The sequence below is a fragment of the Streptomyces sp. AC555_RSS877 genome, assembly GCF_019049245.1.
Classification (GTDB): domain Bacteria; phylum Actinomycetota; class Actinomycetes; order Streptomycetales; family Streptomycetaceae; genus Streptomyces.
The window spans coordinates 18,350-44,918 of record NZ_JAGMUK010000027.1 but is presented as its reverse complement, the minus strand read 5'-3'; the positions used below and the strand labels follow the sequence as shown (position 1 = coordinate 44,918).

Here is a 26,569-nt window from a genome sequence, read left to right as displayed (position 1 = left end):
CAGGCAGCGCGGATCCGGGGTGTCGGCCGGCTGGCCGCCCATCAGGTAGAGGTCCCACCGGCCCGGCTCGCGCGTCATCTTCAGCAGCCGCTGCCAGGACGACGACCTTGTCCCCGTTCCTCACCTGCGCGAACAGATCCGCGATGGCCGGCTCGTCCCGTACGTTGACGCAGCCGTGCGAGGCGCCGGCGTATCCGCGGGCCGCGAAGTCGGACGAGTAGTGCACCGCCTGGCCGCCGCTGAAGAACATCGCGTACGGCATCGGGGAGTCGTACAGCGTCGACACGTGGTGGCGGGACTTCCAGTAGACGCTGAAGACGCCTTCGCGGGTGGGCGTGTACTGCGAGCCGAAGCGCACCGAGACCGTGCTGACCGTCCGCCCGTCGATCATCCAGCGCAGGGTCCGGCTCGTCTTGCTGATGCACAGCACCCGCCCGGCCAGGCAGCGCGGATCCGGGGTGTCGGCCGGCTGGCCGCCCATCAGGTAGAGGTCCCACCGGCCCGGCTCGCGCGTCATCTTCAGCAGCCGCTGCCAGGTGACCGTGTCGGTCTCGCCGGTCTTCGGCAGCCCGCGCTTGCCCTGGAAGCCCTTGACCGCCTGCTCGGTCAGATCGTCGTAGGACCCCGTCGGTCCGTCGAAGAGCCAGGCCACCTGCCGCAGCCGGGCCTGGAGCTCTCGCACGTCCCGGCCCGAGTCGCCCCTGGACCACAGGACCACGGGGGCGGGCTCGCTCTTCTTCGGCGTGGGCGTCGAGCTCGGCTTGTCGTCCGCCGGGGCGGACGAGGGGCTCGTGTCGGGAAGCTCGACACGCACCGGCGAGTCCTGTCTGCCGTCCCCGTCGGCGGCCTGCACCGTGCAACCGCTCAGCGCGGCCACGGCCAGCAGCGCGGCGAACCGTCTCCCCATGCCCTCAGTACGCATTCCGACCCCCGTCGTCTCACGGATGTGCACCGATGCCACCTGAGATGTCTGCCCCCGGATGACTGGTTGCGAACGGCGCGGCATTGTTGTGACCGGGACCTCGAAAGGGCTGTGAGCAAGGTCCCAGCGTGCTTCCCTCCACCGGGTGCACGCCCGCCGCTACAGTCCGTCGAAGGGTCGGACCGTACCAGCTGGTAACCGGCGAGTAACCTCAGCGGGAGGCAACACACCATGGCGCGCGAGTCGGAATCGGGACTGCCCATCGAGCCGGTGTACGGGCCGGAGGCCCTGGCGGGCTGGGACCCGGCCGAGAAGCTGGGGGAGCCGGGGTCGTACCCCTTCACCCGCGGCGTCTACCCGTCCATGTACACCGGCCGCCCCTGGACGATGCGCCAGTACGCCGGTTTCGGTACGGCCACCGAGTCCAACGCCCGCTACAAGCAGCTGATCGCCAACGGCACCATGGGTCTGTCGGTCGCCTTCGACCTGCCCACCCAGATGGGCCACGACTCCGACGCGCCGATCGCGAGCGGCGAGGTCGGCAAGGTGGGCGTGGCGATCGACTCGGTCGAGGACATGCGGCTGCTGTTCGGCGGGATCCCGCTGGACAAGGTGTCGACGTCGATGACGATCAACGCCCCCGCGGCCCTGCTGCTGCTCATGTACCAGCTGGTGGGCGAGGAGCAGGGCGTCGCCGCCTCCCAGCTCACGGGCACGATCCAGAACGACGTGCTGAAGGAGTACATCGCCCGCGGGACGTACATCTTCCCGCCGAAGCCCTCCCTGCGCCTGATCGCGGACATCTTCAAGTACTGCCAGGCCGAGATCCCGAAGTGGAACACCATCTCGATCTCCGGCTACCACATGGCCGAGGCGGGCGCCACGCCCGCGCAGGAGATCGCCTTCACCCTCGCGGACGGCATCGAGTACGTGCGCACGGCGGTCGCGGCGGGCATGGACGTCGACGACTTCGCGCCCCGCCTGTCCTTCTTCTTCGTGGCCCGTACGACCATCCTGGAGGAGGTCGCCAAGTTCCGTGCCGCGCGCCGGATCTGGGCGAAGGTGATGCGGGAGGAGTTCGGCGCGAAGAACCCCAAGTCGCTGATGCTGCGCTTCCACACCCAGACGGCCGGTGTCCAGCTGACGGCCCAGCAGCCCGAGGTGAACCTGGTCCGCGTCGCCGTCCAGGGCCTGGCCGCGGTGCTGGGCGGCACGCAGTCGCTGCACACCAACTCCTTCGACGAGGCCATCGCGCTGCCGACCGACAAGAGCGCGCGGCTGGCGCTGCGCACCCAGCAGGTCCTCGCCTACGAGACCGACGTGACGGCGACGGTCGACCCCTTCGCCGGGTCGTACGTCGTCGAGAAGATGACCGACGAGGTGGAGGCGGTGGCCGTCGAGCTGATGGCCAAGGTCGAGGAGCTCGGCGGCGCGGTCTCGGCCATCGAACACGGCTTCCAGAAGGGCGAGATCGAGCGCAGCGCCTACCGCATCGCCCAGGAGACCGATTCCGGCGAGCGGGTCGTCGTCGGTGTCAACCGCTACCAGCTCGACATCGAGGAGCCGTACGAGCCCCTGCGCGTCGACCCCGCCATCGAGGCCCAGCAGGCCGAGCGGCTGGCGAAGCTGCGGGCCGAGCGGGACCAGGCGGCGGTGGACTCGGCTCTGGCCGCCCTGAAGAAGGCGGCCGAGGGCGAGGACAACGTCCTCTACCCGATGAAGGACGCGCTGCGGGCCCGGGCGACGGTGGGCGAGGTGTGCAACGCGCTGCGGGAGATCTGGGGGACCTACGTGCCGTCGGACGCCTTCTGAGCAGCGGTTTCACCATGGACTGAGGGAGTGTCGTACCCGCGTGCGACACTCTTTTTCATGTTCGGAGTCATCGATCTCTCCACCTATCTGGCAGGACTCGTCCTGATCGTCCTGCTGCCCGGTCCCAACTCCCTGTACGTCCTGTCCGTCGCCGCCCGGCGCGGTGTGCGGGCCGGGTACACGGCCGCGGCCGGGGTCTGGTGCGGGGACGCCGTGCTGATGACCCTGTCGGCCGCCGGGGTCGCCTCGCTGCTCCAGGCGAACGCCGTGCTGTTCGGGATCGTGAAGTACGCCGGGGCCGGGTATCTGACGTGGCTGGCGATCGGGATGCTGCGGGCCGCCTGGGGAATGTGGCGGGACCGACGGGAGCGGACCGCCGTCGAGGACGCCTCCGCCTCCGCCTCAGCCGCCGACGAGCGGCCGTATCGGCGGGCGCTGGTCATCAGCCTGTTCAACCCGAAGGCGATCCTGTTCTTCGTCGCCTTCTTCGTGCAGTTCGTCGACCCGGGATACGCCTACCCGGCGCTCTCCTTCGTCGTCCTCGGCACGTTCGCCCAGCTGGCCAGCTTCCTGTATCTCAGCGCGCTGATATTCAGCGGTACGAAGCTGGCGGCGGCGTTCCGGAGTCGCAGGCGGTTGTCGGCGGGGGCCACTTCGGCGGCGGGGGCGTTGTTCCTGGGGTTCGCGGTGAAGCTGTCGCTGGCGAGTTCGTGAGGCAGCGGGTCCCGTGTCGCGGTACCACTGCGCATGCGAAGCGGAGTTCAGCGCACCCTGGCCAGCGCCGCCCGCAGTCTGGGCGTCAACGGCTTCTCCACGTACCGGTTCAGCAGCCACGCCAGCAGCAGCATCGAGGCGACGGTCAGCATGAAGGTCTCCGCCGACGGTAGGCCGAGGCTGATGTGCAGGGCGTGGATCACCACCCAGCCGAGGTGCTCGTGGACGAGATAGAAGGGGTAGGTCAGCGCCCCCGCGACCGTCAGCCAGCGCCAGTCGGCCCAGTTCAGCCAGCCGAGCGCGATCGCCGCGACCGCCACGAACCCGACGGCGACGACGAGGACGATGCCGAGTGAGGAGCGGTGGGCGAAGGCGTTCGGGTCGGACGCGTTCCACAGACTGCGCACCGCGTAGTGCTGCCCGATCAGGAAGCTCACCGCCACGATGCCCCAGCCGTAGACGTCCCGCCGGTCGCGGTGGACGAGGTAGAGGCCGACTCCGCCGATGAAGAAGGGGGCGTACTCGGGCATCAGCACGACGTCGAGCAGCGGTTGGCGGGCGGCCTGCGCGAGCGCCGCCGCCAGCGTCCAGCCCGCGCAGAACAGGATCACGCGCCGCCGCGAAGCCCCGGGCAGGACGACACACAGCGCGAACAGCGCGTAGAAGCGGACCTCCGCCCACAGCGTCCAGCACACGCCCAGCACCCGGTCGACGCCCAACGGCTGTTGCAGCATGGTCAGGTTGACCAGGGTGTCGCTCGGTGACAGCGCCTCGTAGGCGACCATCGGCAGCGCGAACACGGCGGACACGATCAGGACCGCCGCCCAGTAGGCGGGCAGCAGTCGTGCGGCGCGGGACGCGAAGAACGACTTCGGGGGCCGGCCCCAGCCGCTCATGCAGATCACGAATCCGCTGATCACGAAAAAGACCTGGACGCCGAGGCAGCCGTAAGCGAAATAGCCGTGCAGGGTGGGGAACTGCTCTTTCGGTGAACTTCCCCAGGCCCGGGTGATCTCGCCGCCCCGGCCGCCGTAGTGATAGGCCGCCACCATCAGCGCCGCGATCAGCCGTAGTCCGTCGAGGGCGCGCAACCGGGATTCGCGGCGGGCCGGCCGATCCGGCCGAGGGGGTGCGGGCGCGTCGGGCACCGGCCGGACGGTCATGCTGGTCACGAAATTCCCCTTGGTCGACGCGCGGGCACTCCTGCGGTACTCGCGGCACATTAGTCCGAATCACAGGGAAGTCCCGGGCTGCGGGGAGACGGTTGTCCAGGTGGTCTCTGCGAATTCACCTGGACTTTGCCTTCGTTTCCTAACTTTCTCTCAACCTCCCCCCACGTGCTAATAAAGAGCGAATCGCGCAACACAGACGCGGCAAAATCAGGAGTGCCATGACGAGGGTCCAGAACAGACGGGCACGTGTGCGCGGAGGGGGGCTGGACGACTGCTTGCGCGCCTGCGCGGCGCACAGCGGCAAACTCGTCGGCAGTATCGACCGCCGCCGCGTCGAACTCGCCGAACAGCTACGGAAGTTGCTGGTCGTGTGGGGCACCACCGCGGCGGCCGGCGCCCCCGCACCCGCCCCGGCCGGCGCCACCGCCCTGCTCAAGCGGGCGGTCAAGGGCGCCGCGGCCCCTTCCGCCGGCCTCGGCAACGAACTCCTCGACGCCCTGCTCGCCGTCGCCAACAAGGCCCTGGAGTGCGGCTACGACGACGAGTTGAACCTCGCGCTGGTCATCAGCGACACCGTCCTCGCCCAGCGCAAGAACTCCCGGGCCGGCTGGCGACTGCGCGCCCGCCTCCTGGAGGCCCTCGGTGAGGACAAGGAGGCAGTGGAGGCGTACGAGCGGTATCTCGCCCTCACCGACGACGACGGCTTCGGCGTCCGCGCCCGGATCACCGGTATGCGCGCGGCGGCGGAGAAGGAGCGGGAGCTGCTGAGCCTGCTCCGCCGCCAGTGCCCACACGCCGAGCAGTACGCCCGCGGCCCCGCCACCGACACATGGGCCGAAGGCCTCGCCGCGCACGCCGTCGGTGACTGGCAGGCGGCCGAGCCCCGGCTCGTGGGAGCGCTCCTGTGCCTCGCCGCCGAGGACGCCCCGGCCACCGACCGGCAGGAACTCCTCAGCCAGTACCTCGACCTGCGCACCGCCGAGGCCACCGCGAGCGGGGACCTGCCCGCGCTCACCGAGGCGATCGCCCTCTACGCCGAGCAGCGCCGCACCCGGATGCGCGGCCCGGTCGACGACCCCACCGTCGGCGGGGTGCGGTGGATCAGCCTCGGCGAGTTCCGCAACCGGATCGCCGGCAAGTCGGTCTGCCTGGTCGCCAACTCCGGCCGTGTCGGCGCGAGTTCGATGGGCGCGGAGATCGACGCGTACGACCTCGTGGTGCGCTTCAACTCGTACAGGATCGAGCCGAAGCACACCGGCAGCCGTACCGACATCCACGCCACGATCCACAAGCACGGCTTCAACTGGGAGAAGCCCGTCGACACCCGGCTCGTCTTCGGCGGCGTCTCCGGCGACTGGAAGCACTCGTTGCGCAACCGCCTGGTCCCCGGCGCCCAGACGTATCTCGGCGACGAGTCCCTGCGCTGGCCCGTGCGCAACATCGGCAAGCTCGGCACCGACGTCTGGTCGGGCATCCCGACCACCGGCTTCAACATGCTGTACCTGCTGGACTTCCTCGACGTCAGCCCGACCCTCGACCTGATCGGCTTCGACTTCTACGAGAGCGGCGCCTACCGCGTCCAGGAAGCGATGAAGCTGGCCATCACCTCCGTGCACGAATACACGAGCGAGAAGGCATGGGTCATGCAGCGGGCCCAGAGCGTGACCGCCATGAGGATCTCCCTGCGATGACCACGACCTCCCCGACCCAGGCCGCCGCCCCCCTGGCCCCGGCCACCGACGCGCACGCCCTCACCGGCAAGCGCCGCATAGCCTTCGCCAGCTACGTCGACGAGAACTACCTGCCCGGATTCCTCGTCCTGCTGCGCAGCCTCGCCCTGTCCAACCCGGGCGTGTGCGAGGACTTCGTCGTCCTCTACGACGACCTGCGCCCCGGTTCGATCGCCAAGATCCGCGACCTGCACCCGCGGATCGTGCTGCGCCGGGTCAACGCCGAGCACTACGACTCGTACAAGAAGGGCGACCAGGACAACTACCTGGTCCGCAAGGCGTACTTCATCCTGGACGTCTTCCGGCTGCGCGAGTACGACACCGTCATCACGCTCGACACGGACATGGTCGTCCTCGGCGACCTGAGCGAACTGCTGGAGCTGCGCGAAGGGCTCGCGGCGGTCTCGCAGTTCTTCTACGGCCAGCACAAGCTCAACTCGGGCCTGCTGGTCATCCAGCGCGAGTACCTGTCCGACGCGTTCTGCGCCAAGCTCGACGCCACCGGACGCAGCGGCGACTACGAGCTCGACAAGCACGACCAGGGCATCCTGAACGCGGTCCTGGACGGCGACTTCATCCGCCTCGACGCGCGCTACAACTTCGTCAAGCGGCGCCTGTCCGGCGACCTCCCGGTCCCCGAGGACACCGCGATCCTGCACTTCACCGGCCGCCACAAGCCCTGGCAGGGCGGCGAGGCCGGCTACAGCCAGGCCGAGGACCGCTGGCGCGAGTTCGAGCTGGACGACGCCGACTTCCACGCCGCGTACCTGTCGAAGCCGGGCGGCCTCCACCACGACCTGCTCGTCCACTACGGCACCCCGCACGTCGCCCGCACCGGAGACGTCGAGGCCGCCCGCAAGGTCGCCGCCGCGCACATCTCGACGGGCGACTACCAGGACGCCGTGGACATCCTGAGCAGCGTGCGCATCCCGCTGGACGCCGCCTGGCCGCACGAGGTGCTCGGCCACGCCCTGATGAGCGTCTCGCGCTACGACGAGGCCAAGGCGCAGCTGCTGCTCGCCACCGCCGCTCCCAACCGGGCCGCCACCGCCTACGCCCGCCTCGCCCAGATGGCCTGGGTGCACGGCGACAACACGGCGGCCCTCAAGTACGCCACCGCGGGCCTGTCCGTCGACATCACCCACCGCTCCAGCCGGCTGTGGGCGCAGCGCGCCTCCGGCCTGCCCGCCCAGGAGCAGGGCGCCGCCGAGGAACAGCTCGCGCACGTCGCGTTCTACATGGACCGGCAGGGCAACGCTGGCGACAAGCTCCTCCCGGAGACCGTACGCCTCGCCTTCGGCCCGGACACCGGCTCCCGCCGCTGGCACTCCGTACACGCCCACCGCCTGTTCGACGAGGCGGCCCTGGAGCGCGTGAACTCCCGGCGCGGCCTGGTCATCGGCGGCGGTGGCCTGTTCATCCCGGACACCATGCCCAACGGCAACAGCGCCTGGCAGTGGAACGTCCCGGACGAGCTGCTGAATCGTATCGACGTGCCGATCGCGGTCTTCGCCGTGGGCTTCAACGCCTTCGACGGCCAGTCGTACCGGGCGGGCCGGTTCCGGGACTCGCTGCGTCTGCTGGTCGAGAAGTCCTCCTTCTTCGGGCTGCGCAACCACGGTTCGATCGAGAAGGTGCGGACCATGATCCCGGCGCACCTGCACGACAAGGTGCGCTTCCAGCCCTGTCCCACCACGGTGATGCGCCAGCTCGTCGACGGCTGGCAGGACCCGCTGACGCGCGACGACACCATCCTGGTCAACGCCGCCTACGACCGCGCGGGCCTGCGCTTCGGCCACGACTACGACTACTTCCTGGCCCAGATGGCCCAGGCGGTACGGGACCTGGGCGAGCTCGCCGAGGTGAAGTGCGTGGCGCACTCGCTCGACGACGAGAAGATCGCCTTCGACCTGCGGCGCGAGCACGGCATCTCGCTGCCCGTCATCCCGATGTACGACTTCGAGAACGACGAGATCCGCGAGCTGTACGCCCGCACCAAGCTGGTGATCGGCATGCGCGGCCACGCCGGCATGATCCCGTTCGGCGTCGGCACACCCATCATCAGCCTGATCTCGCACCCGAAGATGGCGTACTTCCTGCGCGACATCGAGCGCCCCGAGTGGGGCGTCTCCGTGCACGACCGCCACCTCGCCGCCCGACTGGTGGAACGCTCCAAGGACCTCCTCGCCGACCACGCCAAGACCGTCGCCGACGTGCACGGCCGGCAGCAGGAGCTCTGGAAGGTCACCGAGGCGAACGCGGCCGACCTCCGCGCCCTCCTGGGCGGCTGACGGATGGCGACCGTCCTGGCCGACGAGGCCGCCCCGGCGGCACAGCCGCGCCGGGGCGGCCGCCGGTCACCGTACTGGTGGCCGCTGGTCGCCCTGCCCGCCGCGGCCGTCGTGGTGTACACCGTGCTCACCCGGCGCCTCACCGGCGACCTGCACTACGTCCTCGGCGCCCTGCGCACCGGCCGCGCGGCAGGCTACTCACCGTCGGAGATCTTCACCCACCGGCCGTACTTCTACCGGTGGTTCATCGCCGGCCTCGACCGGCTCACCTTCGGCGGGACGACGGTCCGCGAGGCCCTGATGGGAACGGCGGGCGTCCTGCTCGCCGCCGCGGCCGCCCACACGCTGTACGTCGTGCTCCGGCGACGGCTCACCGGCCGCGAGTCGGCCCTCACCGCGGGCGCCACCGGGCTCGCCCTGGCCCTCGCGCCCCGCAACGACTTCCTCCAGCCGGAGTGGGCGGCCGTGGTCCTGACGGTGTTCGCCGTCGCCGCCGCGCTCGGCCTGTCCCGGCCCTGGCCCGCTGCCCTGCTCGCCGCGCTGCCCTTCGGCCTCGCGGTGATGATGAAGTACTCCACCGCCGCCACGGCCGCCATCGGCGTCCTGCTCGTGTACGCCGCCGACCGGGGCCGGGCCGTACGGCTCGCCCTCGTCGGGGTGCCCGCCGCGGTGGCCCTGTTCGGGCTGAGTCTGCTCGGCGGGTCGCACGAGTGGCAGTGGACCGAGGACATGCCGCAGATCAACCAGTCGGCGCTGAGCCGCACCGGCATCCACCCGTCCTTCATGCTCGACCGCTCCGTGGAGTTCCTGGCCGACCGGGCCGTGGAGAGCCCGGTCCTGCTCCTCCTGCCCGGAGCGCTGCTGCTGGTCCTGTCCCGGATCCCCGGACGCGGCCGACGGCTCGAACTGCTCCTGGTCGCCCTGACGATCGGCCTCGGCGCCCAGGCGGTCGTGATCGTGCAGGGCAACTGGTTCCTCTACCACGGCGCCCAGATGCCCGTCCTCGCCGCCATGCTGTGGGGCCTCGCCGTGGGCGGTGCCCGGCGCTCGCCGCCGTGGTGCTTCGGGGCCGTGTCACTGCTGTACGGCGCGCTGCCCGTGCTGTACGCGCAGGCCCCGGCGGACTGGCAGCGTACGTATGTGGCGTGGGCGCTCGGGCTGGTGGCCCTGCTCGCCGCCGTGGTGGACGTCCTGCGCGCGCCGGCCACGGCAGGGCATCCGGCGCGTCTGCTGTGGCCGGTCGCCCTGGCCGGTGTGGTGTGCCTGGCCGCGAGCATCTGGCCCGGCTCCCCGCACCTCGTCCAGTACGGCAAGGTCAGGATGACCGGCACCGAGTACCTGGCCGGGATGCGGAACAGCGAGGCGGAGGCCGACCGGCTGCGGGCGCGGATGCCGGCCGGTGCCCCCGTGCTCTACCTCGCCTTCGGCGACACCACGTACTACGTCGACCACCCGGCCCGGTGCCGCTACCCCATCGCCACGTTCCTCCAGCGCACCCGCTACCTCGCGGACGTCACCGAGCTGAAGTCCTACCGGGAGAACGCCGACTGCATCGACCACGGCACCGCCCCGTACGCGATCCTCGACCGGGCCTGGTTCCGGCCCGCCAAGGTCGACCCGGCACTGTGGCGGCGCATCACCGCCGCCTACGACTGCCCGCCGTCGAGCGCCGGCACGATGACGGTGCTGTGCCGGCGCAAGTAGGGCCGAAGGTCACCGCAGCCCGAGTGCCGCGGTGACCTTCCTGGCCAGCGCCACCGAGTAGCTCTGCCCCCGGTCCTGCGGGTAGATCTGCGCCATCGTCACCAGCGTGACCCGGCTCATCGGCGTCTCGTGGGGCGGGATCAGCGCCCGGTACTCGGGCGTCACGACGGGCTGCGCGAACCCGGCCTTCGAGAAGTGCCAGTCCTTGATCCAGGACTCGTCGAAGTCCGGGTTGACCCGCCGCAGATACGGCAGGAACTTCCGCAGCAGCTCGGCCGGTTCGGTGGTGAACCGCCAGTCCTCGCGCTCCACGTAGTTGCCGACGTAGAGGACGTGCCGGCCGCCGTACACCGACGGGTCGATCATCTTCGTGTGCTCGACCACCGCGAGGAACGGGAAGTCCGGCTCGTTGATGTTCAGCCAGTAGTACGGGATCACGCTGCGGTCCAGTTCCAGCACGAAGCAGGTCGCGCCCAGGTACTGGTTCCTCCACACCGCGTCCTCGGACGGCAGCCCGGCCGCCTTGGCGAAGGCGGGCTGCGGAGTGGTGACGAGCAGCCGGTCGAACGCGTACGTCGAACCGTCCGCGCACCGCACCACCGCCTCTTCGCCGTCCTGCCGGATCGACTCGACCGCCTTCCCGAACTCCACCTTGCCGCCGCGCTCCTCGACACCGTCCCGCAGCGCCGCGTACACCCGCTCGAACCCGCCGTCCACATAGCCGAGCTCGAACGTACGGCAGTGGATACGGGCCCACAGCCACGCCATCGACACCTGCTCGGCCCGGTCGCCGAACTTGCCCCGCAGCAGCGGCTCCCAGATCGCGCCGGTGGCCTTCCTGCCCGCCCAGCGGCGCAACCAGGCGAGCGCGGTCAGGTCGCTGAACCGCTCACCGTTGCGGATCGCCTTCAGCGCCGCCGACGATCCGGCGAACCGCACCGCGTCGACGGGGGAGAACTCCGGGAAGCGCAGCATGTCGAACGGGGTGGTGAAGTCGATGAGCTTCCCGCCCCGGTAGATGCCGGTGGTCGGCTTGTGGAAGCGCAGCGCGTCGCCGAGGCCCAGCTCCTCGATCAGGGCGATCATCGCCTTGTCGCTGCGGAAGATGTGGTGGTAGAAGCGCTCCAGCGGAACGCCTCCCACCTCCAGCGAGGCGGCGAGACCGCCCAGTTCGTCGGCCGCCTCCAGGACGGTGACCCGGTGGCCGGCGCGTACGGCGTCCCAGGCGGCGGTGAGGCCGGTGGCACCCGCGCCGATGATGCCGAGGTTCATGCGAAGCTCCACTTTCTGTTGAGCACGAACTGGAGCGCCAGGACCAGCGGCAGCGAACCCGCCTTGACCAGGTTGGCGTCGATCCCCAGCCCGTCGGTGAAGACGAGGAAGAGCAGGTTCGTCAGGACGATGCCGGTCAGCCCGACGGCGTAGAAGCGCAGGAAGCGCACGAGGATCCGGTCACGCCGCTCGAAGGTGAACAGCGCGTTGAGCACGAAGTTGTTCGCGATGCCGAGGCTGGTGCTGAGCGCGTTGGCGAGCTGCTCGTCCATCCCGGCGAGGTTGTGCAGCAGCAGGAAGACGACGAAGTCGAGGGCGACACCGCTGCCGCCGATGAGGCTGTAACTGACGAGCTGGCGCAGGGTGCGGTTCTGCTTCTCGGGAGCCGCGTCGACGGTGGCGGTGGTCTCAGTCATCGTCACCCGGACCGCCTGTCACCTCACGCACCAGGTACAGCGGACGCCCCTGCGTCTCGCTGTATATCCGCCCTATGTACGCCCCGATCACGCCCAGCGACAGCATCTGGGTGCCGCCGAGGAACAGCACGACACACATCAGCATCGTCCAGCCGGAAACGGTGATGTCGGGCCGGAAGAACTTCATCGCCAGGGCGTAGAGGATGCCGACGAGCGACAGCGCGAGCACCACGAAACCGAGCCGGGTGATCATCTTGAGGGGTGCGGTGGAGAAGCTGGTGACCCCGTCGACGGCCAGCCGGGCCATCTTGCGCAGCGGGTACTTGGTCTCGCCCGCGAACCGTTCGTCGCGGTCGAAGGCCACCTCGGTCTGCCGGTAGCCCATCGAGGCGACGATGCCGCGGACGAAGCGACTGCGCTCACGGTATCGGCGCAGTTCGACGGCGACCTTGCGGTCCAGCAGCCGGAAGTCGCCGGTGTCCAGCGGGATGTCCACGTCGGTGGAGGCCCGCAGCACGCGGTAGTACAGGTGCGCGGTGGCCCGCTTGAACGCGCTGTCCTGTCGGCTGCGCCGGCGCGCGTGCACGATGTCGGCGCCCTCGCGCCAGGCGTCCACCAGCTCCAGGCTGACCTCGGGCGGGTCCTGGAGGTCGGTGTCCATCACGATCACCGCGTCGCCCCCGGCGACGTCGAGCCCGGCCGTGATGGCGATCTGGTGCCCGAAGTTACGGGCGAGGTCGACCACCCGGACGCGCGGATCCTGCTGTGCGAGGCCCGTGAGGATCGCGAGCGACCCGTCGCTGGACCCGTCGTTGACGTACACCAGCTCGAAGTCGAGCTCGGGGCGCCCGGCGAGTGCGGCGGTCAGCGCGGCGTGGAAGGCCGCGACACCGTCCCGCTCGTTGTAGACCGGGAGCACATACGAGATCAGCGGCCGGCGGGCCGGTCCCGGCTCGACCGCCGCGGGCGGGACGGGAGCCGGGACGTGGGCGGGGGGCCGGGTGTCCTGCTGGGTCATCTCCGCCGGCCCCCGGGGCTGTACGGGATGAACGTGAACGCTGTTTGCAGCATTTGGGGAAGCTATGCGCGTTCAGTGAACCTGCCCCGAACGCGTCGCGTCCGGGAGCTGTCTTCCCCGTTTCGCTTGAACCCGGCTCACTCGTGCGGGGTGAAGAGCAGGTTCCGTGTCCTGGGCGGACGAGGCGCGTACCACGGGAGAAGCGTCCCGTCGTGTTCGGTGACCCAGTGGCAGTCGTAGCCGAGGGGGTCGAACTCGGCGAGGAGGGTGTCCAGCGGAGCGTCCCGCAGCGCTTCGAGCATCACGGTCGGCCGGTCGCGCTTGAGCACCTGCCGGGCCCCTTGCAGGACCGCCATCTCGTGGCCCTCGACGTCGATCTTGACGAGGTCCAGCCTGGTGTCGGCGAAGACCTCGTCGAGAGGCAGCAGTTGGATGCGCTTCAGCTGGGCGTCGGCGGCGGCGTGCTCCAGGGTCGAACCGGTCGAGAGCAGGTTTCCCGAGAAGCGGACGCTGATGTCGGCCCAGCCGGCGCTGCTGGACACCCCGGCCTGGTAGAGCCGCACGTTCTGGACGTTGTTCGAACGGATGTTCACCGAGAGACGGGCGTGGACCTGGTCCACCGGCTCGAAGGCGTGCACCTTGGCGTTCGGGTTGGCGAGCGCCGCGATCAGCGAGAAGTACCCGACATGCGCCCCGACGTCGGCGATGGTCGCGCTGTTCGCGGCAAGGCGGGCCCAGGTGCCGAGGCTGCCGGGTTCGTAACCGAACGCCCCGTTCCACAGGGTGTCGAGGGCGACCGCGTCGTCGTTCACGCAGAACATGACGAACGGCGGGCCGTAAGGGGAGTCGATCTCGGCGAAGCCCCGGTACGGGAACTTCTTGCGGTGGGTGCGGATGATGTCGCCCGTGGAGACCGGCCGGACGGATGGTGCGTGGGCCAGCATGCGGGCATTGGCTTGTTCGAGCTGGGGGATACGCATCACGCGATGGTAGAGCCGCGGTCATGGCCTGTCACAGGCTCCGCACCAACCGGAAAAGCCAGATCACGGGCGTGTGACCTGGCCTTTCCCGGAGGGACACCACCAGGTACCCCCTGGTTCACCCCTGCTTCGCTCAGCGCTTCACGGCCTTCTTCAGCGCCCGTGCCCGCCGCACCACCCGGCGTGCCGTCGCACTGTGCGGCAGGAACGCCAGCCGCTCCGGAATGCCGCCGGGCAGCCCGAGCGAGGTGAGCCGCTTGCGCTTGAAGTACCGGCGGGTGCGCGGGCCGAAGTGCTTCGCGAGGTAGCGCTCCGCGGCCGGGCGCAGGCCCGGGTGGATCTGCGGCTGCATGGTGAAGCCGACGGCGGTGACCAGGCCGTTCAGGTCCCCGGCGGGGATCGGGTCCTCGCCGCCGCGCAACTCCACGTCCGGCAGCACCGCGTCGGCCAGCACCACCGGGACCCGGTTGCTGTTCTGGTATGGCGTCAGCCGGTCCAGCAGCGGCTCGGTGCCGATGCGGGCGACGGGGAGGTCGTAGAACGCGGACGCCGTGAACAGGGCCGTGGAGAAGCAGCCGACGACCAGCCCCGGTCGCGCCTTCTCGAACAGCACCTCGGCGAGGACGGGCGTGTCCAGCACCGTGAGGTCCACGCCCAGCTTTCCGGCCTCCGCCTCCAGGGCGCGGCTGTAGCGGGCCGGCGCGGTGGGATGCGGTTTGAAGACGACCGTGCGGTGCCCGCGCTCGACCGCACCCCGCATCATCCGTACGTGCAGGTCCTCCTCCTCGGCGGGGGAGAGGATGTTCAGCGCGGACAGGTACTGGCCGAGCAGCAGTGCCGAACCGTCCGGCAGTACCGGCAACTCGGGTACGGACACGGCGAGTTCGTTCATCACCTTCAGGAAGGCCGGCGTCGGCACCACCTGCGCCGACACCTCGAACTCGGTCAGCAGCATCGGCGTGAGCCCCGGCACCAGGTCCAGGTGCAGCAGCCGGCGCACCCGGGTGCCGACCAGCGGGTCGAGCTTGTTGCGGGTGGGGCCGTAACTCATCAGCCCGTCGGCGTAGACGTCGACGGGCGCGCCGGTGAACAGCTGGGCCACCGTGAGGGCGGGGGTGACCTGGATGGACTCCAGGACCAGCTCCACGCGGTCGTCGCCGAGATCCCACAGCAGCCGCAGGTAGCGCTCGAACAGCGGCACGTCGTCGGGGCGCGGGGTCCAGGAACCGGGGTGGAAGGGGCTGATGGCCTCGTTCCAGGACAGGACGTCGTCGAAGTGGCTGCGCAGCGGCTCGAAGCCCGGCATCTCGTCGAGCGCCGGCGTGGTCTCGGGGGTGGCGGAGTTGTTGAAGACGAGCAGTACCCGGCGGTCCGGCTCGGCGAACAGGTCGGAGTCGACCGCGGCGGCCAGGGTGGCGGCGCCGTACAGCGTCGAGGCACAGAAGATCTGGGTGGTGCCAGGGGTGGTGGTACGGGACATCAGGCGGCCGCCTTCGCTGTGGTGACCCGGCGCCGCAGCCGCCGCAGCGTGGAGGAGCGGCGCATGTCCATGGTCTCGAGTACGTCACCGAGCGCGTCCTGCGGCATGCGCTGTATCGCCGCCGCGCTCATCGCCCGCAGCTGCTTGGCCACGGTCGGCTCCCACTTGGACTCGTCCGAGAGATGGTGGGCGATGATCGCGCAGTAGGTGCGCACCGCCTTGGGGAGCAGCCGGTCGGCGTCCCGGTCCGCCGCCGTCTCCTCGATCACCTGGTCGAAGGCGCGGATGAAGTCGAGCTGGCGGGCGTCGCCGATCTGGGTCAGCGAGGAGGCCACTCCGCGCCGGTAGAACACGCCCAGCAGGCTCACCACGGCGAACGACTCGGCCTCGCGGTGCAGTTTCCAGATCCACGGCCGGTCCTCGGCCGTGCGCAGCCCGTCGGTGAAGTGCAGCAGGCCCCGGTCGAGCAGACGGCGGTGGTAGGCGCCGGCCCAGGCGTAGGCGTAGTCCACCGAGGTCGTCCGGTCCGCGGGCAGGATCGCCTCACGCGGGTCCAGCACCTCGCCGCGTCTGCCGACCGGGGCCCGGTGCACGGTCCGGGCGCGGGCGGTGGCCTGCACATGGTCGGTGCGGACGAAGTCGCAGCCCGACCCCTCGATCGCCGACACCAGTTCGGCGAGGTAACCGCGGGCCAGCCAGTCGTCGCCGTCCAGGAACGTCAGGTACTCGCCCTGCGCGGCATCCAGGCCGGTGTTGCGCGCGGTGGCGAGCCCGCCGTTCTGTTCATGTCGGATATAACGCACCTCGGCGACATCCGAAAGCTGGTCGGCAGCGCGTTCGAGAATGGCCGGGGTTTCGTCCGTCGATTTGTCGTCGACCAGCACGAACTCGAAGTCGGGCCGGGCGTTCATTCGAAGGCTTCTGAGAGTGTCCGGGGCGAATTGCTGCACGTTATAGAACGGCACGATCACGGAAAGCTTTGGCACCTGCAAAACCCTAGGAGCCGGTCCGGCAGCAGAACCGTACGGTGCACGTACGGGGGGTGAACTCCATGTGTCGGAATGGTGCATCCCCGCTACTTTTCCCTATTCCGCGGGCCAGTTCGGCTCTCGGTGGGCTGTTGTTAACTTTTCGTTGATTCCCGGTTGGGCCGCACCTAGAAATTGCTTCCTAGCGTCTTCCTCGTGCCACCACGTACAAGGAACACCCCGCGAATCGCCGTCCTCGCGGACTCGGACACCCGCTGGAAATGGGGTGCGCTGACCGCGGACCGCATCACGCCGGGCCCGTCCATGGAAGCCGCATCGCGCGACGACGCGCAAGCCGGCCCCGCCCTGAGCGGATTCCTGCTGCGCGGCCGGGCCACGCCCACGCCCCGCCAGCTGGAGGAAGTGGGGGTGCGCGCCGACTCGCTGCGCGAGGTCACCGCGGTCGAGTTCCTGCGCGCCATGGCCGAGGAGGAGTACGACGTCGTCGTCATCGCCCTCGTCGGCGGCGGCGTCCAGGCGATGCTGCACGGCCTGGGGCGGGTCTGGGAGGGCCGCGAGAAGCGTCCCGTCATCGTCACCGGCTATGTGGGTGTCGTCTACGAGAAGCTCGCCGACGGCCTCCTGCTGCGGCACGGCGCCGATCTCGTCCTCGCCAACTCCCGCCAGGACGCCGAGCGTTTCCGCGCGGTGTACGAGGGCGTGGGCGCCGACGCCTCGTCGGTGACCGAGGTGGCACTCCCGTTCCTCGGCGGAGCCCCCTACACGGGCGAGCACGACCCCTACACGGTGGTCTTCGCCGCCCAGCCGTCCGTCCCGGACAGCCGCAAGGACCGTACGTACCTGCTGGACCGGCTCGTCCGGCACGCCCGGACGCACCCCGACCGCGAGGTGGTGCTGAAGCTGCGCTCCAAGCCGGGCGAACACACCACCCACCTCGAGGAGTTGCCGTACCAGAAGCTGGCGCAGCGCACCGGCCTGCCGCCCAACTTCCGTCTGGTCTACGGCCACATGGGCGAGGTGCTCGACCGCACCGACCTGCTGGTCACCGTCAGCTCGACCGCCGCCCTGGAATCACTGCACCGCCGCATCCCCACCGTGGTGCTCACCGACCTCGGCGTCCGCGAAGTGCTCGGCAACCACCACTTCGTCGGCTCCGGCTGCCTCGCCTCCTGGGACCAGCTCGACGCCGGCCACCGCCCGGCGCCCGACGAGGAGTGGGTGGCCCGGCAGGGCGTCGCGGCCGCGGACTCCCCCTCCGGGGCCGGCTCGTACGCCCACGCCTTCGACGCGGCGCGGGAGCGGATCGCCAAGCTGCTGGCCGCGCCCGAACTGCCCCCGCTGACCCCGTACTACACCCCCGCGACCGCGCCCGGCTACCTGCCCGGCATCCTCGCCCGCCACCACCTCGGCCCGGACGGCAGCCCGCTGCCCGGCGCGCCCGCCGCCGACAAGGAGCCGGGCCCGGTCCGGCAGATCGTGCGCCGGGCGGCGCGCGGCGCCTACCGGCACGGAGTGCAGCGGGTGGCTCCCGTCATCCGGCGGATGGGGGAGCTGTGACCTCTCTTCAAGGAGTAGACCCCATGTCCCACCCGGCAGCGGGCCAAGGCGCCTCCGTGCGCCGCGTGCTCGCGGTGATCCCCGCGCGCGGCGGCTCCAAGGGCGTGCCCGCGAAGAACCTCGCCCCCGTCGGCGGTGTCCCGCTGGTGGCGCGAGCGGTGCGCGAGTGCCGTGCGACCCGGCTGGTCACGGACGTGGTCGTCTCCACCGACGACCAGGCCATCGCGGCCGCCGCCCGCCAGGCCGGTGCGGAGGTCGTGCTGCGGCCGGCCGCCATCGCCGGCGACCTGGCCACCTCGGAGGCCGCGGTCCTGCACGCGATGGAGGCCCACGAGGCCCTGCACGGCGCGGCCGTCGAGGTGGTCCTCCTCGTGCAGTGCACCAGCCCGTTCATCGCCCGCGAGGACGTCGAGGGCGTCGCGGCCGCCGTCGTCGAGAACGGGGCGGACACCGCGGTGACCGTGGCGCCGTTCCACGGATTCGTGTGGCGGGACGCGGACCAGGCGGCCGACTCCGGCGTCGAGCGCGGCGGTCACGGCGTCAACCACGACAAGTCCTACCGCCCCCGCCGCCAGGACCGCCCCCAGGACTTCCTGGAGACCGGCGCCGCCTACGCCATGGACGCGGCCGGCTTCCGCAAGCACCGGCACCGCTTCTTCGGCCACACCGAACTGGTCCGCACGGACCCGGCCCGTGTGCTGGAGATCGACGACCCGCACGACCTGGCCCGCGCCCGCGCACTGGCCCCCCTCTTCGACGCGGACCGTCCCGGCGCCCTTCCCGCCGCCGACGACATCGACGCGGTCGTACTGGACTTCGACGGCACCCAGACCGACGACCGGGTGCTGATCGACGCCGATGGAAAGGAGTTCGTCTCCGTGCACCGCGGAGACGGCCTCGGCATCGCCGCCCTGCGCAACAGCGGCCTGAAGATGCTGATCCTCTCCACGGAGCAGAACCCGGTCGTCGCCGCCCGGGCCCGGAAGCTCAGAATCCCGGTCCTGCACGGCATCGACCGCAAGGACCTCGCACTGAAGCAGTGGTGCGAGGAGCAGGGCATCGCGCCCGAGCGCGTGCTCTACGTCGGCAACGACGTCAACGACCTCCCGTGCTTCGCCCTCGTGGGCTGGCCCGTGGCGGTCGCGAGCGCCCACGACGTGGTGCGCGGCGCCGCACGCGCGGTCACCACCGTCCCCGGTGGCGACGGCGCGATCCGAGAGATCGCCAGCTGGATCCTCGGCCCTTCTCTCGACTCCCTCAACAGTTAAGGAACGTTCTGCCATGAGCACCAACTCCCGCCTGCGCACGTTCGGTTCGAAGACCGCCGGCCCGGGGCACCCCGTCTACATCACCGGCGAGATCGGCATCAACCACAACGGCGAGCTGGAGAACGCCTTCAAGCTCATCGACGCCGCCGCCGAAGCCGGCTGCGACGCGGTCAAGTTCCAGAAGCGCACGCCCGAGATCTGCACCCCGCGCGACCAGTGGAACATCGAGCGCGACACCCCCTGGGGCCGGATGACGTACATCGACTACCGCCACCGCGTGGAGTTCGGCGAGGACGAGTACCGCCAGATCGACGAGTACTGCAAGACCAAGAACATCGACTGGTTCGCCTCCCCGTGGGACAACGAGGCCGTCGCCTTCCTGGAGAAGTTCGACGTCCCCGCCCACAAGGTGGCCTCCGCCTCCCTGACCGACGACGAACTGCTGCGCGAGCTGCGCGCCACGGGCCGTACGGTCATCCTCTCCACAGGCATGTCCACCCCGAAGCAGATCCGCCACGCGGTCGAGGTCCTCGGCTCGGACAACATCCTGCTGTGCCACGCCACCTCGACCTACCCGGCGAAGGCCGAGGAGCTCAACCTCCGGGTGATCAACACCCTGGAGAAGGAGTACCCGAACGTCCCGATCGGCTACTCCGGCCACGAGACCGGCCTGCAGACGACCCTCGCCGCCGTCGCCCTCGGCGCCGCCTTCGTCGAGCGCCACATCACCCTCGACCGCGCGATGTGGGGCTCCGACCAGGCCGCCTCCGTCGAGCCGCAGGGCCTCACCCGCCTGGTCCGCGACATCCGCACCATCGAGGCCTCACTGGGCGACGGCGTCAAGAAGGTCTACGAGTCCGAGCTCGGCCCGATGAAGAAGCTGCGCCGCGTCAGCGGTGTCGTCGCCGAGGCGGAGATCGCGGCGGCGGCGGGCGAGCCGGTCGCGGTCTGAGCCCCGCGCACCCACACCCCCCAAAGAATCAGTTACGACGGGACGGTCGTACGTAGATGAGCCGCCGCGCCGGGTCCGCCGGCCCCCGCACTCTCGCCTTCGTGGAGAGTCCGGTACAGCTGCTGAACGTGCTGGAGTGGGCGCACACGCGTGTGCGGACCCCCGAGCACGACGAGCACGAGCAGGCGCCCGGCGCGGGGCTCACCCTCGTCGTCCTGTCCCCGATCGACCCCATGACCCGCGGCCAGCTGCGCCGCATGTCCGAGCTCGCCCGCGAGGAGGGCCACCAGGTCCGCTGGGAGGAGGCGCGGGGCGGCCCCATGGCCCCGTTCCAGACCATAGGCGGCCTCACCGGAATGCTCCGCCGGGCCGACCGGGTGGTCCTGGGCGACCCCTTCTCGCGCTACGTGCAGCTGCTGCTGACCATCACCAGGGCCCGTGACCTCGTCGTCGTCGACGACGGCACCGCCACGATGGAGTTCGTCGCCCAGCTGGCCGGCGGCGAACGCCTGGTGCGCTGGCACCGCAAGGGCGGCCGGCCCGGCGCCCGTGACCTGGTCTTCGCGCCGGTGTCGTCCGTGGCCCGGCGCCGGCTGACGCCGAGCGGCAACCGGACCGTGGAGATCTTCTCCTCCATGCCGATGGAGGAGACCCCGGTGGGCGTCACGGTCACCGCGAACGCCTTCGCCTGGACCCGCTCCCGCTTCGGCCCGCCCCGCATCACCAAGGGCGCCGACCTGGTCGGCACCTCGCTGGTGGAGACGGGTGTCGTCGACGGCGACCGCTACCTGGAGGCCGTCCGCGCCCTGGCCAAGGCCCACGGCGCGACCCGCTACTTCGCCCACCGCCGGGAAGCCACCGACAAACTCCACCGCCTCGCCGTGGAGACCGGCCTGGAGATCGTCCGCCCCGACCTCCCCCTGGAGCTGATCGCCCGCCGCGGCCCGGTCGGCCGTACGATCGTCAGCTTCCCCTCGACCGTCGTCCACACCCTCCCGCTCGCCCTCGTCGGTACGGACGTACGCGTCGCGGTCTGTGACATCGACCCCGAATGGCTCACCCGGAACGCCTCACCCCGCGCGCAGGGCTTCCTGTCGGGCGTGACGGGCTCCGCGCCGGACGTGACCCGGCTGTCGGCGGTCACGGCGGTGTGACGGTTCCTACGCCGGCTTTCCCGCCAGCAGGAACGCCCGCGGCCGCGTCTCGTCCTCGTACGGCTCCCGCACCATCCGGACCTGGAGGCGCAGGCCCGCCGCGGTGAGGTGGTCGGCGACCGTCTGCGGCGTACGCCAGTAGCAGTCGAGCGAGATCTCCTGGCCGAACCGTTCCGAAATGTGCAGCCGCTCCTCCTCTTCCCCGGACTGGAAGGCGAGCAGCACGTGTCCGCCGGGCACCAGGACGCGGTGGAACTCGGCGAACGCCGTCGGCAGGTCCTCGTCGGGCACGTGGATGATCGAGTACAGGGCGACGATCCCGCCCAGCGTCCCGTCCGGCAGATCCAGGGACGTGAGGGATCCCACATGGAAGCGCAGACCGGGGTGGGCCCGGCGGGCCAGTTCCACCATCCGGGGCGAGAGGTCGACGCCGAAGACCGGCAGCCCGAGCGCGCGCAGCCGGGCGGTGACACACCCGGGGCCGCTGCCGAGATCGGCGACCGGCGCGGACCCGTTGCCACGCACCAACTCGGCGAAGGCGGCGACCTGTGCGCGGTCCACCGGTCTGTCGGCGAGGCCGTCGGCGTAGCGCTCGCTGTAGACGTCGGCGATCTTGTCGTACGACGTTCGGGTGGCCCGCAGGTGGTCCAGCGTCTCGGCACTCACGCTGCCGCACCCTACTGACCCGGCGTCCCGTCCGTAGGCCGCTTCACCGGTCCGACAGGTGAACAGACCGGCCTCTTCCGGGCAAGGCGTGGTATCCGTGGAGAAGAGGATGGGTGCGAAGCACTTCCGCTCGGCCGGAAAGACCGGCGAGTTTACCCATCTCGAACGGTACATATACGTCCGGCGATCAGATTTTCTTCCCCTTTCGGGTTGATCTTTTGTTGATCGAGGGTCAGCAGACCGTCCGGGCGTCCTACCCTTCAGAGGGTGAAGCAATTGACGTCCCTAGAGTCCGAGGCCGATTCCGCCGGGGAAGCGCTGCTTCCCGGTGTGCTGCCCGAGGCGCTCCGTGCCGAACTCGTCGCCTTCCGTCGCGACCTGCACATGCACCCCGAGCTCGGCAACCAGGAGTTCCGCACCACGGCGGCGATCAAGGAACGGCTCGAGAAGGCCGGCCTGAAGCCGCGCGTGCTCGCCGTCGGCACCGGACTCGTCTGTGACATCGGCGAGTGGGACGGCGGCCGTCCCATGCTCGCCCTGCGCGCCGACATCGACGGCCTGCCCATCCCGGACATGAAGACCGAGTGCTCGTACCGCTCCACCGTGCCGGACCGCGCGCACGCCTGCGGTCACGACGTGCACACCACCGTGGTGCTGGGCGCCGGGCTCGTCCTCGCCGACCTGCACCGGCAGGGACGGCTCCCCAGGCCCGTACGGCTGATCTTCCAGCCCGCCGAGGAGGTCCTGCCCGGTGGCGCCGCCGACGCCATCGACTGCGGGGTCCTCGAAGGGGTCGGGCGGATGATCGCCGTGCACTGCGACCCCCGGGTCGACGCCGGGCGGATCGGTCTGCGGCAGGGCGCCATCACCTCCGCCTGCGACCGGCTGGAGATCTCCCTCGACGGCCCCGGCGGCCACACGGCGCGGCCCCACCTGACGACCGACCTCGTCACCGCCGCCGCCCGCGTCGTCACCGACGTGCCCGCCCTCGTCGGCCGCCGCGTCGACACCCGCGCCGGCCTCGCCGTCACCTGGGGCCGGATCGAGTCGGGCCACGCCCCGAACGTGATCCCGCAGCACGCCGAGCTCTCCGGGACCGTACGGTGCCTGGACATCGACGCGTGGCGGCAGGCGCCCGACATCGTGGTCGCCGCGATCGACGAGGTCGCCAACCTGCACCGCGCCAAGTCGGAGATCAACTACGTGCGCGGAGTGCCGCCGGTCGTCAACGACCCGGTGGTCACCGAACTGGTCCGGGAGGCCATGATCGCCCGCCGGGGTGTCGACTCCGTCGAGGGCACCGAGCAGAGCCTGGGCGGCGAGGACTTCTCCTGGTACCTCCAGCACGTCCCCGGCGCCATGGCCCGCCTCGGCGTCCGCACCCCCGGCGAACGCGCCGTACGCGACCTCCATCAGGGCGACTTCGACGCCGACGAGTCGGCGATCACGGTCGGCGTGGAACTGTTCACGGCCGCCGCCCTGATGGACGGCGGTTTCTAGCCGGTCCCCGAGGGCCCCGCTCCGGTTGCGTACCGGGCGGGGCGGAGGGAGTCTGGGCGCGTGGCGTTCCAGCAGGTGCGTCATCACGCTGCATGCAAACCGGAGGCACGGAGAGTCACGGGACCTGAGGGTGCGGTGTCCCACGCCATCCCATTCGATCCGGTGGTTCACAGGGCCGTAACCGGCCATCGGCACGAATGGATAACGGCCACGCGAAACCCCGTTCCCAGGAGTGTCTACGCGCGTTACTCTGCGCCGAACTCAGCACCCACTGCGGGGCTTTGGAGAATGGGGAACTTCGAGATGCGTCGGATATCCAAACTGACCCGTGTCGCGGTGGGGGTCGCGTCGCTCGCGCTCGCCGCAACCGCTTGTGGCGGCACCAGCACTGACGACGGCGGCAGCGACAGCGAGACCAAGAGCGACCTCGGTCTCGCCATCGCGTACGACATCGGCGGCAAGGGCGACCAGTCCTTCAACGACGCCGCGTTCTCCGGTCTGGAGAAGGCGCAGAAGGAGTTCGGCTACAAGACCGCCGACGTCGAGCCCACCGAGGGCGAGACCGACGCCGACAAGGAACAGCGTCTGTCGTCGCTCGCCAAGCAGGGCTACAACCCGATCATCGGCGTCGGCTTCGCCTACACCCCCGCGATGGAGGCCGTGGCCGCGAAGTACCCGAAGACCACCTTCGGCATCGTGGACTCCGTGGTCGAGGGCAAGAACGTGGCGTCCCTCGTCTTCGCCGAGAACGAGGCCTCGTACCTGGCCGGCGTCGCCGCCGCCAAGGCCACCAAGACGAACATCGTCGGTTTCGTGGGCGGTGTCGACGTCCCGCTGATCCACAAGTTCGAGGCCGGCTACAAGCAGGGCGTCACGGACACCAACTCCAAGGTCAAGGTCATCTCGCAGTACCTGACGCAGACCGCGGAGGAGGGCGGCTTCTCCAGCCCCGACAAGGGCAAGGCCGCCGCCGAGGGCCAGATCGAGAAGAAGGCCGACGTCCTCTACGCGGCCGCCGGCCTCTCCGGCCAGGGCGTGATCGAGGCCGCCGCCAAGGCGAAGGTCTGGGCGATCGGCGTCGACTCCGACCAGTACAACCAGGCCGCGCTGGCGGCGTACAAGGGCTCCATCCTGACCTCCGCGCTCAAGGACGTCGGCGGTTCGGTGTACGCCCTGGCCAAGTCCGTCGAGGACGGAAAGCCGCTGACCGGCGTGCAGACCTTCGACCTGAAGGTGAACGGCGTCGGGCTGGCCGAGAGCAACCCGGAGTTCGCGAAGGTCGCGGGTCTGTCCGCCGCGGTGGCCAAGGCCAAGGAAGAGATCATCGACGGCACCATCAAGGTCAAGACCGAGTAGTTGCGCGCGGTTCCGCCCGAACGGGCGAACCCGGTCGGACCGGTACGAAGCGGGCGGGGACTCCTGAGTCCCCGCCCGCTTCGGCATGCCGGGAACGGATCACTCACCGCCACCCTCCCTTCGCGGTCGGCAACCCTGTGAGTCAAGGGTGAGTCGCGTTGGGCACGGCCGGATAACAAGGTGGACAGAAGGGGTTTTCAGGCAGGTCTACGCGCGTTAATCTGCGGCGAAGCCAGCGTCGATGTTGAACCATCCCCGGCGCTGAGCGACCCCGGGGCAGTGCGAGCGACGCCCCCGCGCCGCCCGGCAGGCACCCTCGCCGGAACGCACCCGCACTTCTCCGGACCCGCTATACGACAGGAGCACCACACATGCGCCGGATTTCCCGGATCACGGTCGCAGGCGCAGCGACCGCCTCTCTGGCCCTCGCCCTCTCCGCCTGTGGCGGTACCTCGACCTCGGCGTCGGGCTCGTCCTCGGACGCGAAGGGCGACAAGGGTCTCGCCATCGCGTACGACGTCGGCGGCAAGGGCGACCAGTCCTTCAACGACGCGGCGTACGCGGGCCTGGAAGAGGCGAAGAAGGAGTTCTCCTACGACACGGCCGACCTCGAGCCCACCGAGGGCGAGACGGACGCCGACAAGCAGCAGCGTCTGGAGTCGCTGGCCAAGCAGGGGTACGACCCGGTCATCGGCATCGGCTACGCGTACGCGCCGGCCGTCAAGGAGGCCGCGGCCAAGTTCCCGGACACCACCTTCGGCATCGTGGACGACTCCACGGTCGAGGCGGACAACGTCGCGGACCTGGTCTTCTCCGAGGAGGAGGCCTCCTACCTCGCCGGTGTCGCCGCGGCCAGGAGCACCAAGACGAACGTGGTCGGCTTCGTGGGCGGTGTGGACATCCCGCTGATCCACAAGTTCCAGGCGGGCTTCGCGCAGGGCGTCAAGGACACCGACCCCAAGGTCAAGGTCCTCTCGCAGTACCTCACCCAGACGGCCGACGAGGGCGGCTTCTCCAGCCCGGACAAGGGCAAGACGGCCGCCGAGGGCCAGATCGAGAAGAAGGCCGACGTCGTCTACGCGGCCGCCGGTCTCTCCGGCCAGGGCGTGATCGAGGCCGCCGCCGCCAACAAGGTCTGGGCGATCGGCGTCGACTCCGACCAGTACCAGCAGGAAGCCCTCGCGAACTACAAGGACTCCATCCTCACCTCGGCGATGAAGGACGTCGCCAAGGCGGTGTACAACCTGGCGAAGTCGGTCGAGGACGGAAAGCCCGAGACCGGTATCGTCAGGGGCGATCTGAAGACCGGCGAGGTCGGCCTGTCGAACTCCAACCCGAAGTTCGCGGACAACACCGAGCTGCAGGACGCCATCAAGACGGCCAAGGAGAAGATCATCAGCGGCGAGATCAAGGTCAAGAGCAGCTGACTGAGCAATACCCTGAGCAGCGTGTAACCGCGGGGTTACGTCCGCTCAACGGGGTACGGGGAGGCTGTCTCCCCGTACCCCGTTGTCACGGGCGCCGGGCCCCGTTTCGATGCCGTAGGGGCGCTACGCGCGTAGACGACCCCCGTCCCCAGGAGAGTGCGCCATCAACGCGTCCAGCAGCCCTCCGGC

The 26,569-nt window shown here is 70.2% G+C and carries 20 protein-coding genes and 1 pseudogene; 12 read left to right on the top strand and 9 right to left on the bottom strand.

Annotated elements, in window-relative coordinates; translation table 11 throughout:
* Window positions 1-97: 97 nt before the first annotated feature.
* A pseudogene (locus tag KUM49_RS12630) lies at window positions 98-907 on the bottom strand (L,D-transpeptidase family protein); the annotation flags it as partial.
* A 246-nt stretch (window positions 908-1,153) separates the two neighbouring features.
* On the opposite strand from KUM49_RS12630, the gene KUM49_RS12625 reads away from it, so the two are divergent.
* Window positions 1,154-2,734: a methylmalonyl-CoA mutase gene (locus KUM49_RS12625; protein WP_217236879.1), complete on the top strand. Its 1,581-nt coding sequence runs from the start codon at window positions 1,154-1,156 to the stop codon at window positions 2,732-2,734.
* 57 nt (window positions 2,735-2,791) lie between these two features.
* Window positions 2,792-3,448 (top strand): leucine efflux protein LeuE, encoded by a 657-nt coding sequence (gene leuE / locus KUM49_RS12620; RefSeq protein WP_217236878.1) that lies wholly within the window; start codon window positions 2,792-2,794, stop codon window positions 3,446-3,448.
* Between the two features lie 47 nt (window positions 3,449-3,495).
* Here the strand turns inward: leuE and KUM49_RS12615 are convergent, their stop codons facing one another.
* Window positions 3,496-4,611 (bottom strand): acyltransferase, encoded by a 1,116-nt coding sequence (locus KUM49_RS12615; RefSeq protein ID WP_217236883.1) that lies wholly within the window; start codon window positions 4,609-4,611, stop codon window positions 3,496-3,498.
* Window positions 4,612-4,838: 227 nt separating this feature from the next.
* Here KUM49_RS12615 and KUM49_RS12610 point away from each other — a divergent pair, with 227 nt between their 5' ends.
* The 3 genes from KUM49_RS12610 to KUM49_RS12600 are packed head-to-tail and all read left to right on the top strand — an operon-like array spanning window position 4,839 to window position 10,345.
* Window positions 4,839-6,311, top strand: coding sequence for a glycosyltransferase family 29 protein (locus tag KUM49_RS12610; RefSeq protein ID WP_217236877.1), 1,473 nt, complete (start codon window positions 4,839-4,841; stop codon window positions 6,309-6,311).
* Window positions 6,308-8,641, top strand: a complete 2,334-nt coding sequence (locus tag KUM49_RS12605) for a glycosyltransferase (RefSeq protein ID WP_217236876.1) — start codon at window positions 6,308-6,310, stop codon at window positions 8,639-8,641. Before KUM49_RS12610 ends, KUM49_RS12605 begins: the two co-directional genes overlap by 4 nt.
* 3 nt (window positions 8,642-8,644) lie before the next feature.
* The gene (locus KUM49_RS12600; protein WP_254401139.1) at window positions 8,645-10,345 is read left to right on the top strand and encodes a hypothetical protein; all 1,701 of its coding nucleotides are present in this window, start codon (window positions 8,645-8,647) and stop codon (window positions 10,343-10,345) included.
* 9 nt (window positions 10,346-10,354) lie between these two features.
* Here KUM49_RS12600 and KUM49_RS12595 read toward each other — a convergent pair whose 3' ends face one another.
* The 6 genes from KUM49_RS12595 to KUM49_RS12570 form a co-directional block, all read right to left on the bottom strand.
* A complete protein-coding gene (locus KUM49_RS12595; RefSeq protein WP_217236875.1) occupies window positions 10,355-11,617 on the bottom strand; it encodes an NAD(P)/FAD-dependent oxidoreductase in 1,263 nt (420 codons plus the stop codon).
* Window positions 11,614-12,033, bottom strand: coding sequence for a GtrA family protein (locus KUM49_RS12590; protein ID WP_217236874.1), 420 nt, complete (start codon window positions 12,031-12,033; stop codon window positions 11,614-11,616). The genes KUM49_RS12595 and KUM49_RS12590 overlap by 4 nt, the downstream gene beginning before the upstream one ends.
* Window positions 12,026-13,051 (bottom strand): glycosyltransferase family 2 protein, encoded by a 1,026-nt coding sequence (locus KUM49_RS12585; RefSeq protein WP_217236873.1) that lies wholly within the window; start codon window positions 13,049-13,051, stop codon window positions 12,026-12,028. The genes KUM49_RS12590 and KUM49_RS12585 overlap by 8 nt, the downstream gene beginning before the upstream one ends.
* A gap of 137 nt (window positions 13,052-13,188) precedes the next feature.
* A complete protein-coding gene (locus KUM49_RS12580) occupies window positions 13,189-14,031 on the bottom strand; it encodes an FkbM family methyltransferase (protein ID WP_217236872.1) in 843 nt (280 codons plus the stop codon).
* Window positions 14,032-14,164: 133 nt separating this feature from the next.
* Window positions 14,165-15,511 carry an alpha-2,8-polysialyltransferase family protein gene (locus KUM49_RS12575; RefSeq protein WP_217236871.1) on the bottom strand — a complete coding sequence of 449 codons (1,347 nt, stop codon included), beginning with the start codon at window positions 15,509-15,511 and terminating at the stop codon, window positions 14,165-14,167.
* Window positions 15,511-16,497: a glycosyltransferase family 2 protein gene (locus KUM49_RS12570; protein WP_217236870.1), complete on the bottom strand. Its 987-nt coding sequence runs from the start codon at window positions 16,495-16,497 to the stop codon at window positions 15,511-15,513. Before KUM49_RS12570 ends, KUM49_RS12575 begins: the two co-directional genes overlap by 1 nt.
* 198 nt (window positions 16,498-16,695) lie before the next feature.
* On the opposite strand from KUM49_RS12570, the gene KUM49_RS12565 reads away from it, so the two are divergent.
* The 4 genes from KUM49_RS12565 to KUM49_RS12550 are packed head-to-tail and all read left to right on the top strand — an operon-like array spanning window position 16,696 to window position 21,431.
* Complete coding sequence (locus tag KUM49_RS12565) at window positions 16,696-18,057, top strand: DUF6716 putative glycosyltransferase (RefSeq protein WP_217236869.1); 1,362 nt, start codon at window positions 16,696-16,698, stop codon at window positions 18,055-18,057.
* Window positions 18,058-18,080: 23 nt separating this feature from the next.
* Window positions 18,081-19,325 (top strand): N-acylneuraminate cytidylyltransferase, encoded by a 1,245-nt coding sequence (locus KUM49_RS12560; protein ID WP_217236868.1) that lies wholly within the window; start codon window positions 18,081-18,083, stop codon window positions 19,323-19,325.
* A gap of 13 nt (window positions 19,326-19,338) precedes the next feature.
* On the top strand, window positions 19,339-20,277 hold the full coding sequence (locus KUM49_RS12555; RefSeq protein ID WP_217236867.1) for an N-acetylneuraminate synthase family protein: 939 nt from the start codon (window positions 19,339-19,341) through the stop codon (window positions 20,275-20,277).
* A 56-nt stretch (window positions 20,278-20,333) separates the two neighbouring features.
* On the top strand, window positions 20,334-21,431 hold the full coding sequence (locus KUM49_RS12550) for a hypothetical protein (RefSeq protein WP_217236866.1): 1,098 nt from the start codon (window positions 20,334-20,336) through the stop codon (window positions 21,429-21,431).
* Window positions 21,432-21,437: 6 nt separating this feature from the next.
* Here the strand turns inward: KUM49_RS12550 and KUM49_RS12545 are convergent, their stop codons facing one another.
* Window positions 21,438-22,097 (bottom strand): class I SAM-dependent methyltransferase, encoded by a 660-nt coding sequence (locus tag KUM49_RS12545; protein ID WP_308406611.1) that lies wholly within the window; start codon window positions 22,095-22,097, stop codon window positions 21,438-21,440.
* 267 nt (window positions 22,098-22,364) lie between these two features.
* Between KUM49_RS12545 and KUM49_RS12540 the strand changes: the two genes are divergently transcribed.
* The 3 genes from KUM49_RS12540 (at window position 22,365) to KUM49_RS12530 (ending at window position 26,380) form a co-directional block, all read left to right on the top strand.
* The gene (locus tag KUM49_RS12540; protein WP_217236864.1) at window positions 22,365-23,597 is read left to right on the top strand and encodes an amidohydrolase; all 1,233 of its coding nucleotides are present in this window, start codon (window positions 22,365-22,367) and stop codon (window positions 23,595-23,597) included.
* Between the two features lie 303 nt (window positions 23,598-23,900).
* The gene (locus KUM49_RS12535; protein WP_217236863.1) at window positions 23,901-24,953 is read left to right on the top strand and encodes a BMP family protein; all 1,053 of its coding nucleotides are present in this window, start codon (window positions 23,901-23,903) and stop codon (window positions 24,951-24,953) included.
* A 371-nt stretch (window positions 24,954-25,324) separates the two neighbouring features.
* Window positions 25,325-26,380: a BMP family protein gene (locus KUM49_RS12530; RefSeq protein ID WP_217236862.1), complete on the top strand. Its 1,056-nt coding sequence runs from the start codon at window positions 25,325-25,327 to the stop codon at window positions 26,378-26,380.
* Window positions 26,381-26,569: the final 189 nt, after the last annotated feature.

What these genes read in the sequence shown, in the direction of transcription:
- KUM49_RS12610 (WP_217236877.1), top strand. Translation starts at nt 4,839, where the DNA reads ATGACGAGGGTCCAGAACAGACGGGCACGTGTGCGCGGAGGGGGGCTG.
- KUM49_RS12530 (WP_217236862.1), top strand. Translation starts at nt 25,325, where the DNA reads ATGCGCCGGATTTCCCGGATCACGGTCGCAGGCGCAGCGACCGCCTCT.
- KUM49_RS12595 (WP_217236875.1), bottom strand. Translation starts at nt 11,617, where the DNA reads ATGAACCTCGGCATCATCGGCGCGGGTGCCACCGGCCTCACCGCCGCC.
- KUM49_RS12535 (WP_217236863.1), top strand. Translation starts at nt 23,901, where the DNA reads ATGCGTCGGATATCCAAACTGACCCGTGTCGCGGTGGGGGTCGCGTCG.
- KUM49_RS12550 (WP_217236866.1), top strand. Translation starts at nt 20,334, where the DNA reads ATGAGCCGCCGCGCCGGGTCCGCCGGCCCCCGCACTCTCGCCTTCGTG.
- KUM49_RS12585 (WP_217236873.1), bottom strand. Translation starts at nt 13,051, where the DNA reads ATGACCCAGCAGGACACCCGGCCCCCCGCCCACGTCCCGGCTCCCGTC.
- KUM49_RS12555 (WP_217236867.1), top strand. Translation starts at nt 19,339, where the DNA reads ATGAGCACCAACTCCCGCCTGCGCACGTTCGGTTCGAAGACCGCCGGC.
- KUM49_RS12575 (WP_217236871.1), bottom strand. Translation starts at nt 15,511, where the DNA reads ATGTCCCGTACCACCACCCCTGGCACCACCCAGATCTTCTGTGCCTCG.
- KUM49_RS12560 (WP_217236868.1), top strand. Translation starts at nt 18,081, where the DNA reads ATGTCCCACCCGGCAGCGGGCCAAGGCGCCTCCGTGCGCCGCGTGCTC.
- KUM49_RS12600 (WP_254401139.1), top strand. Translation starts at nt 8,645, where the DNA reads ATGGCGACCGTCCTGGCCGACGAGGCCGCCCCGGCGGCACAGCCGCGC.
- KUM49_RS12605 (WP_217236876.1), top strand. Translation starts at nt 6,308, where the DNA reads ATGACCACGACCTCCCCGACCCAGGCCGCCGCCCCCCTGGCCCCGGCC.
- KUM49_RS12625 (WP_217236879.1), top strand. Translation starts at nt 1,154, where the DNA reads ATGGCGCGCGAGTCGGAATCGGGACTGCCCATCGAGCCGGTGTACGGG.
- KUM49_RS12615 (WP_217236883.1), bottom strand. Translation starts at nt 4,611, where the DNA reads ATGACCGTCCGGCCGGTGCCCGACGCGCCCGCACCCCCTCGGCCGGAT.
- leuE (WP_217236878.1), top strand. Translation starts at nt 2,792, where the DNA reads ATGTTCGGAGTCATCGATCTCTCCACCTATCTGGCAGGACTCGTCCTG.
- KUM49_RS12580 (WP_217236872.1), bottom strand. Translation starts at nt 14,031, where the DNA reads ATGCGTATCCCCCAGCTCGAACAAGCCAATGCCCGCATGCTGGCCCAC.
- KUM49_RS12590 (WP_217236874.1), bottom strand. Translation starts at nt 12,033, where the DNA reads ATGACTGAGACCACCGCCACCGTCGACGCGGCTCCCGAGAAGCAGAAC.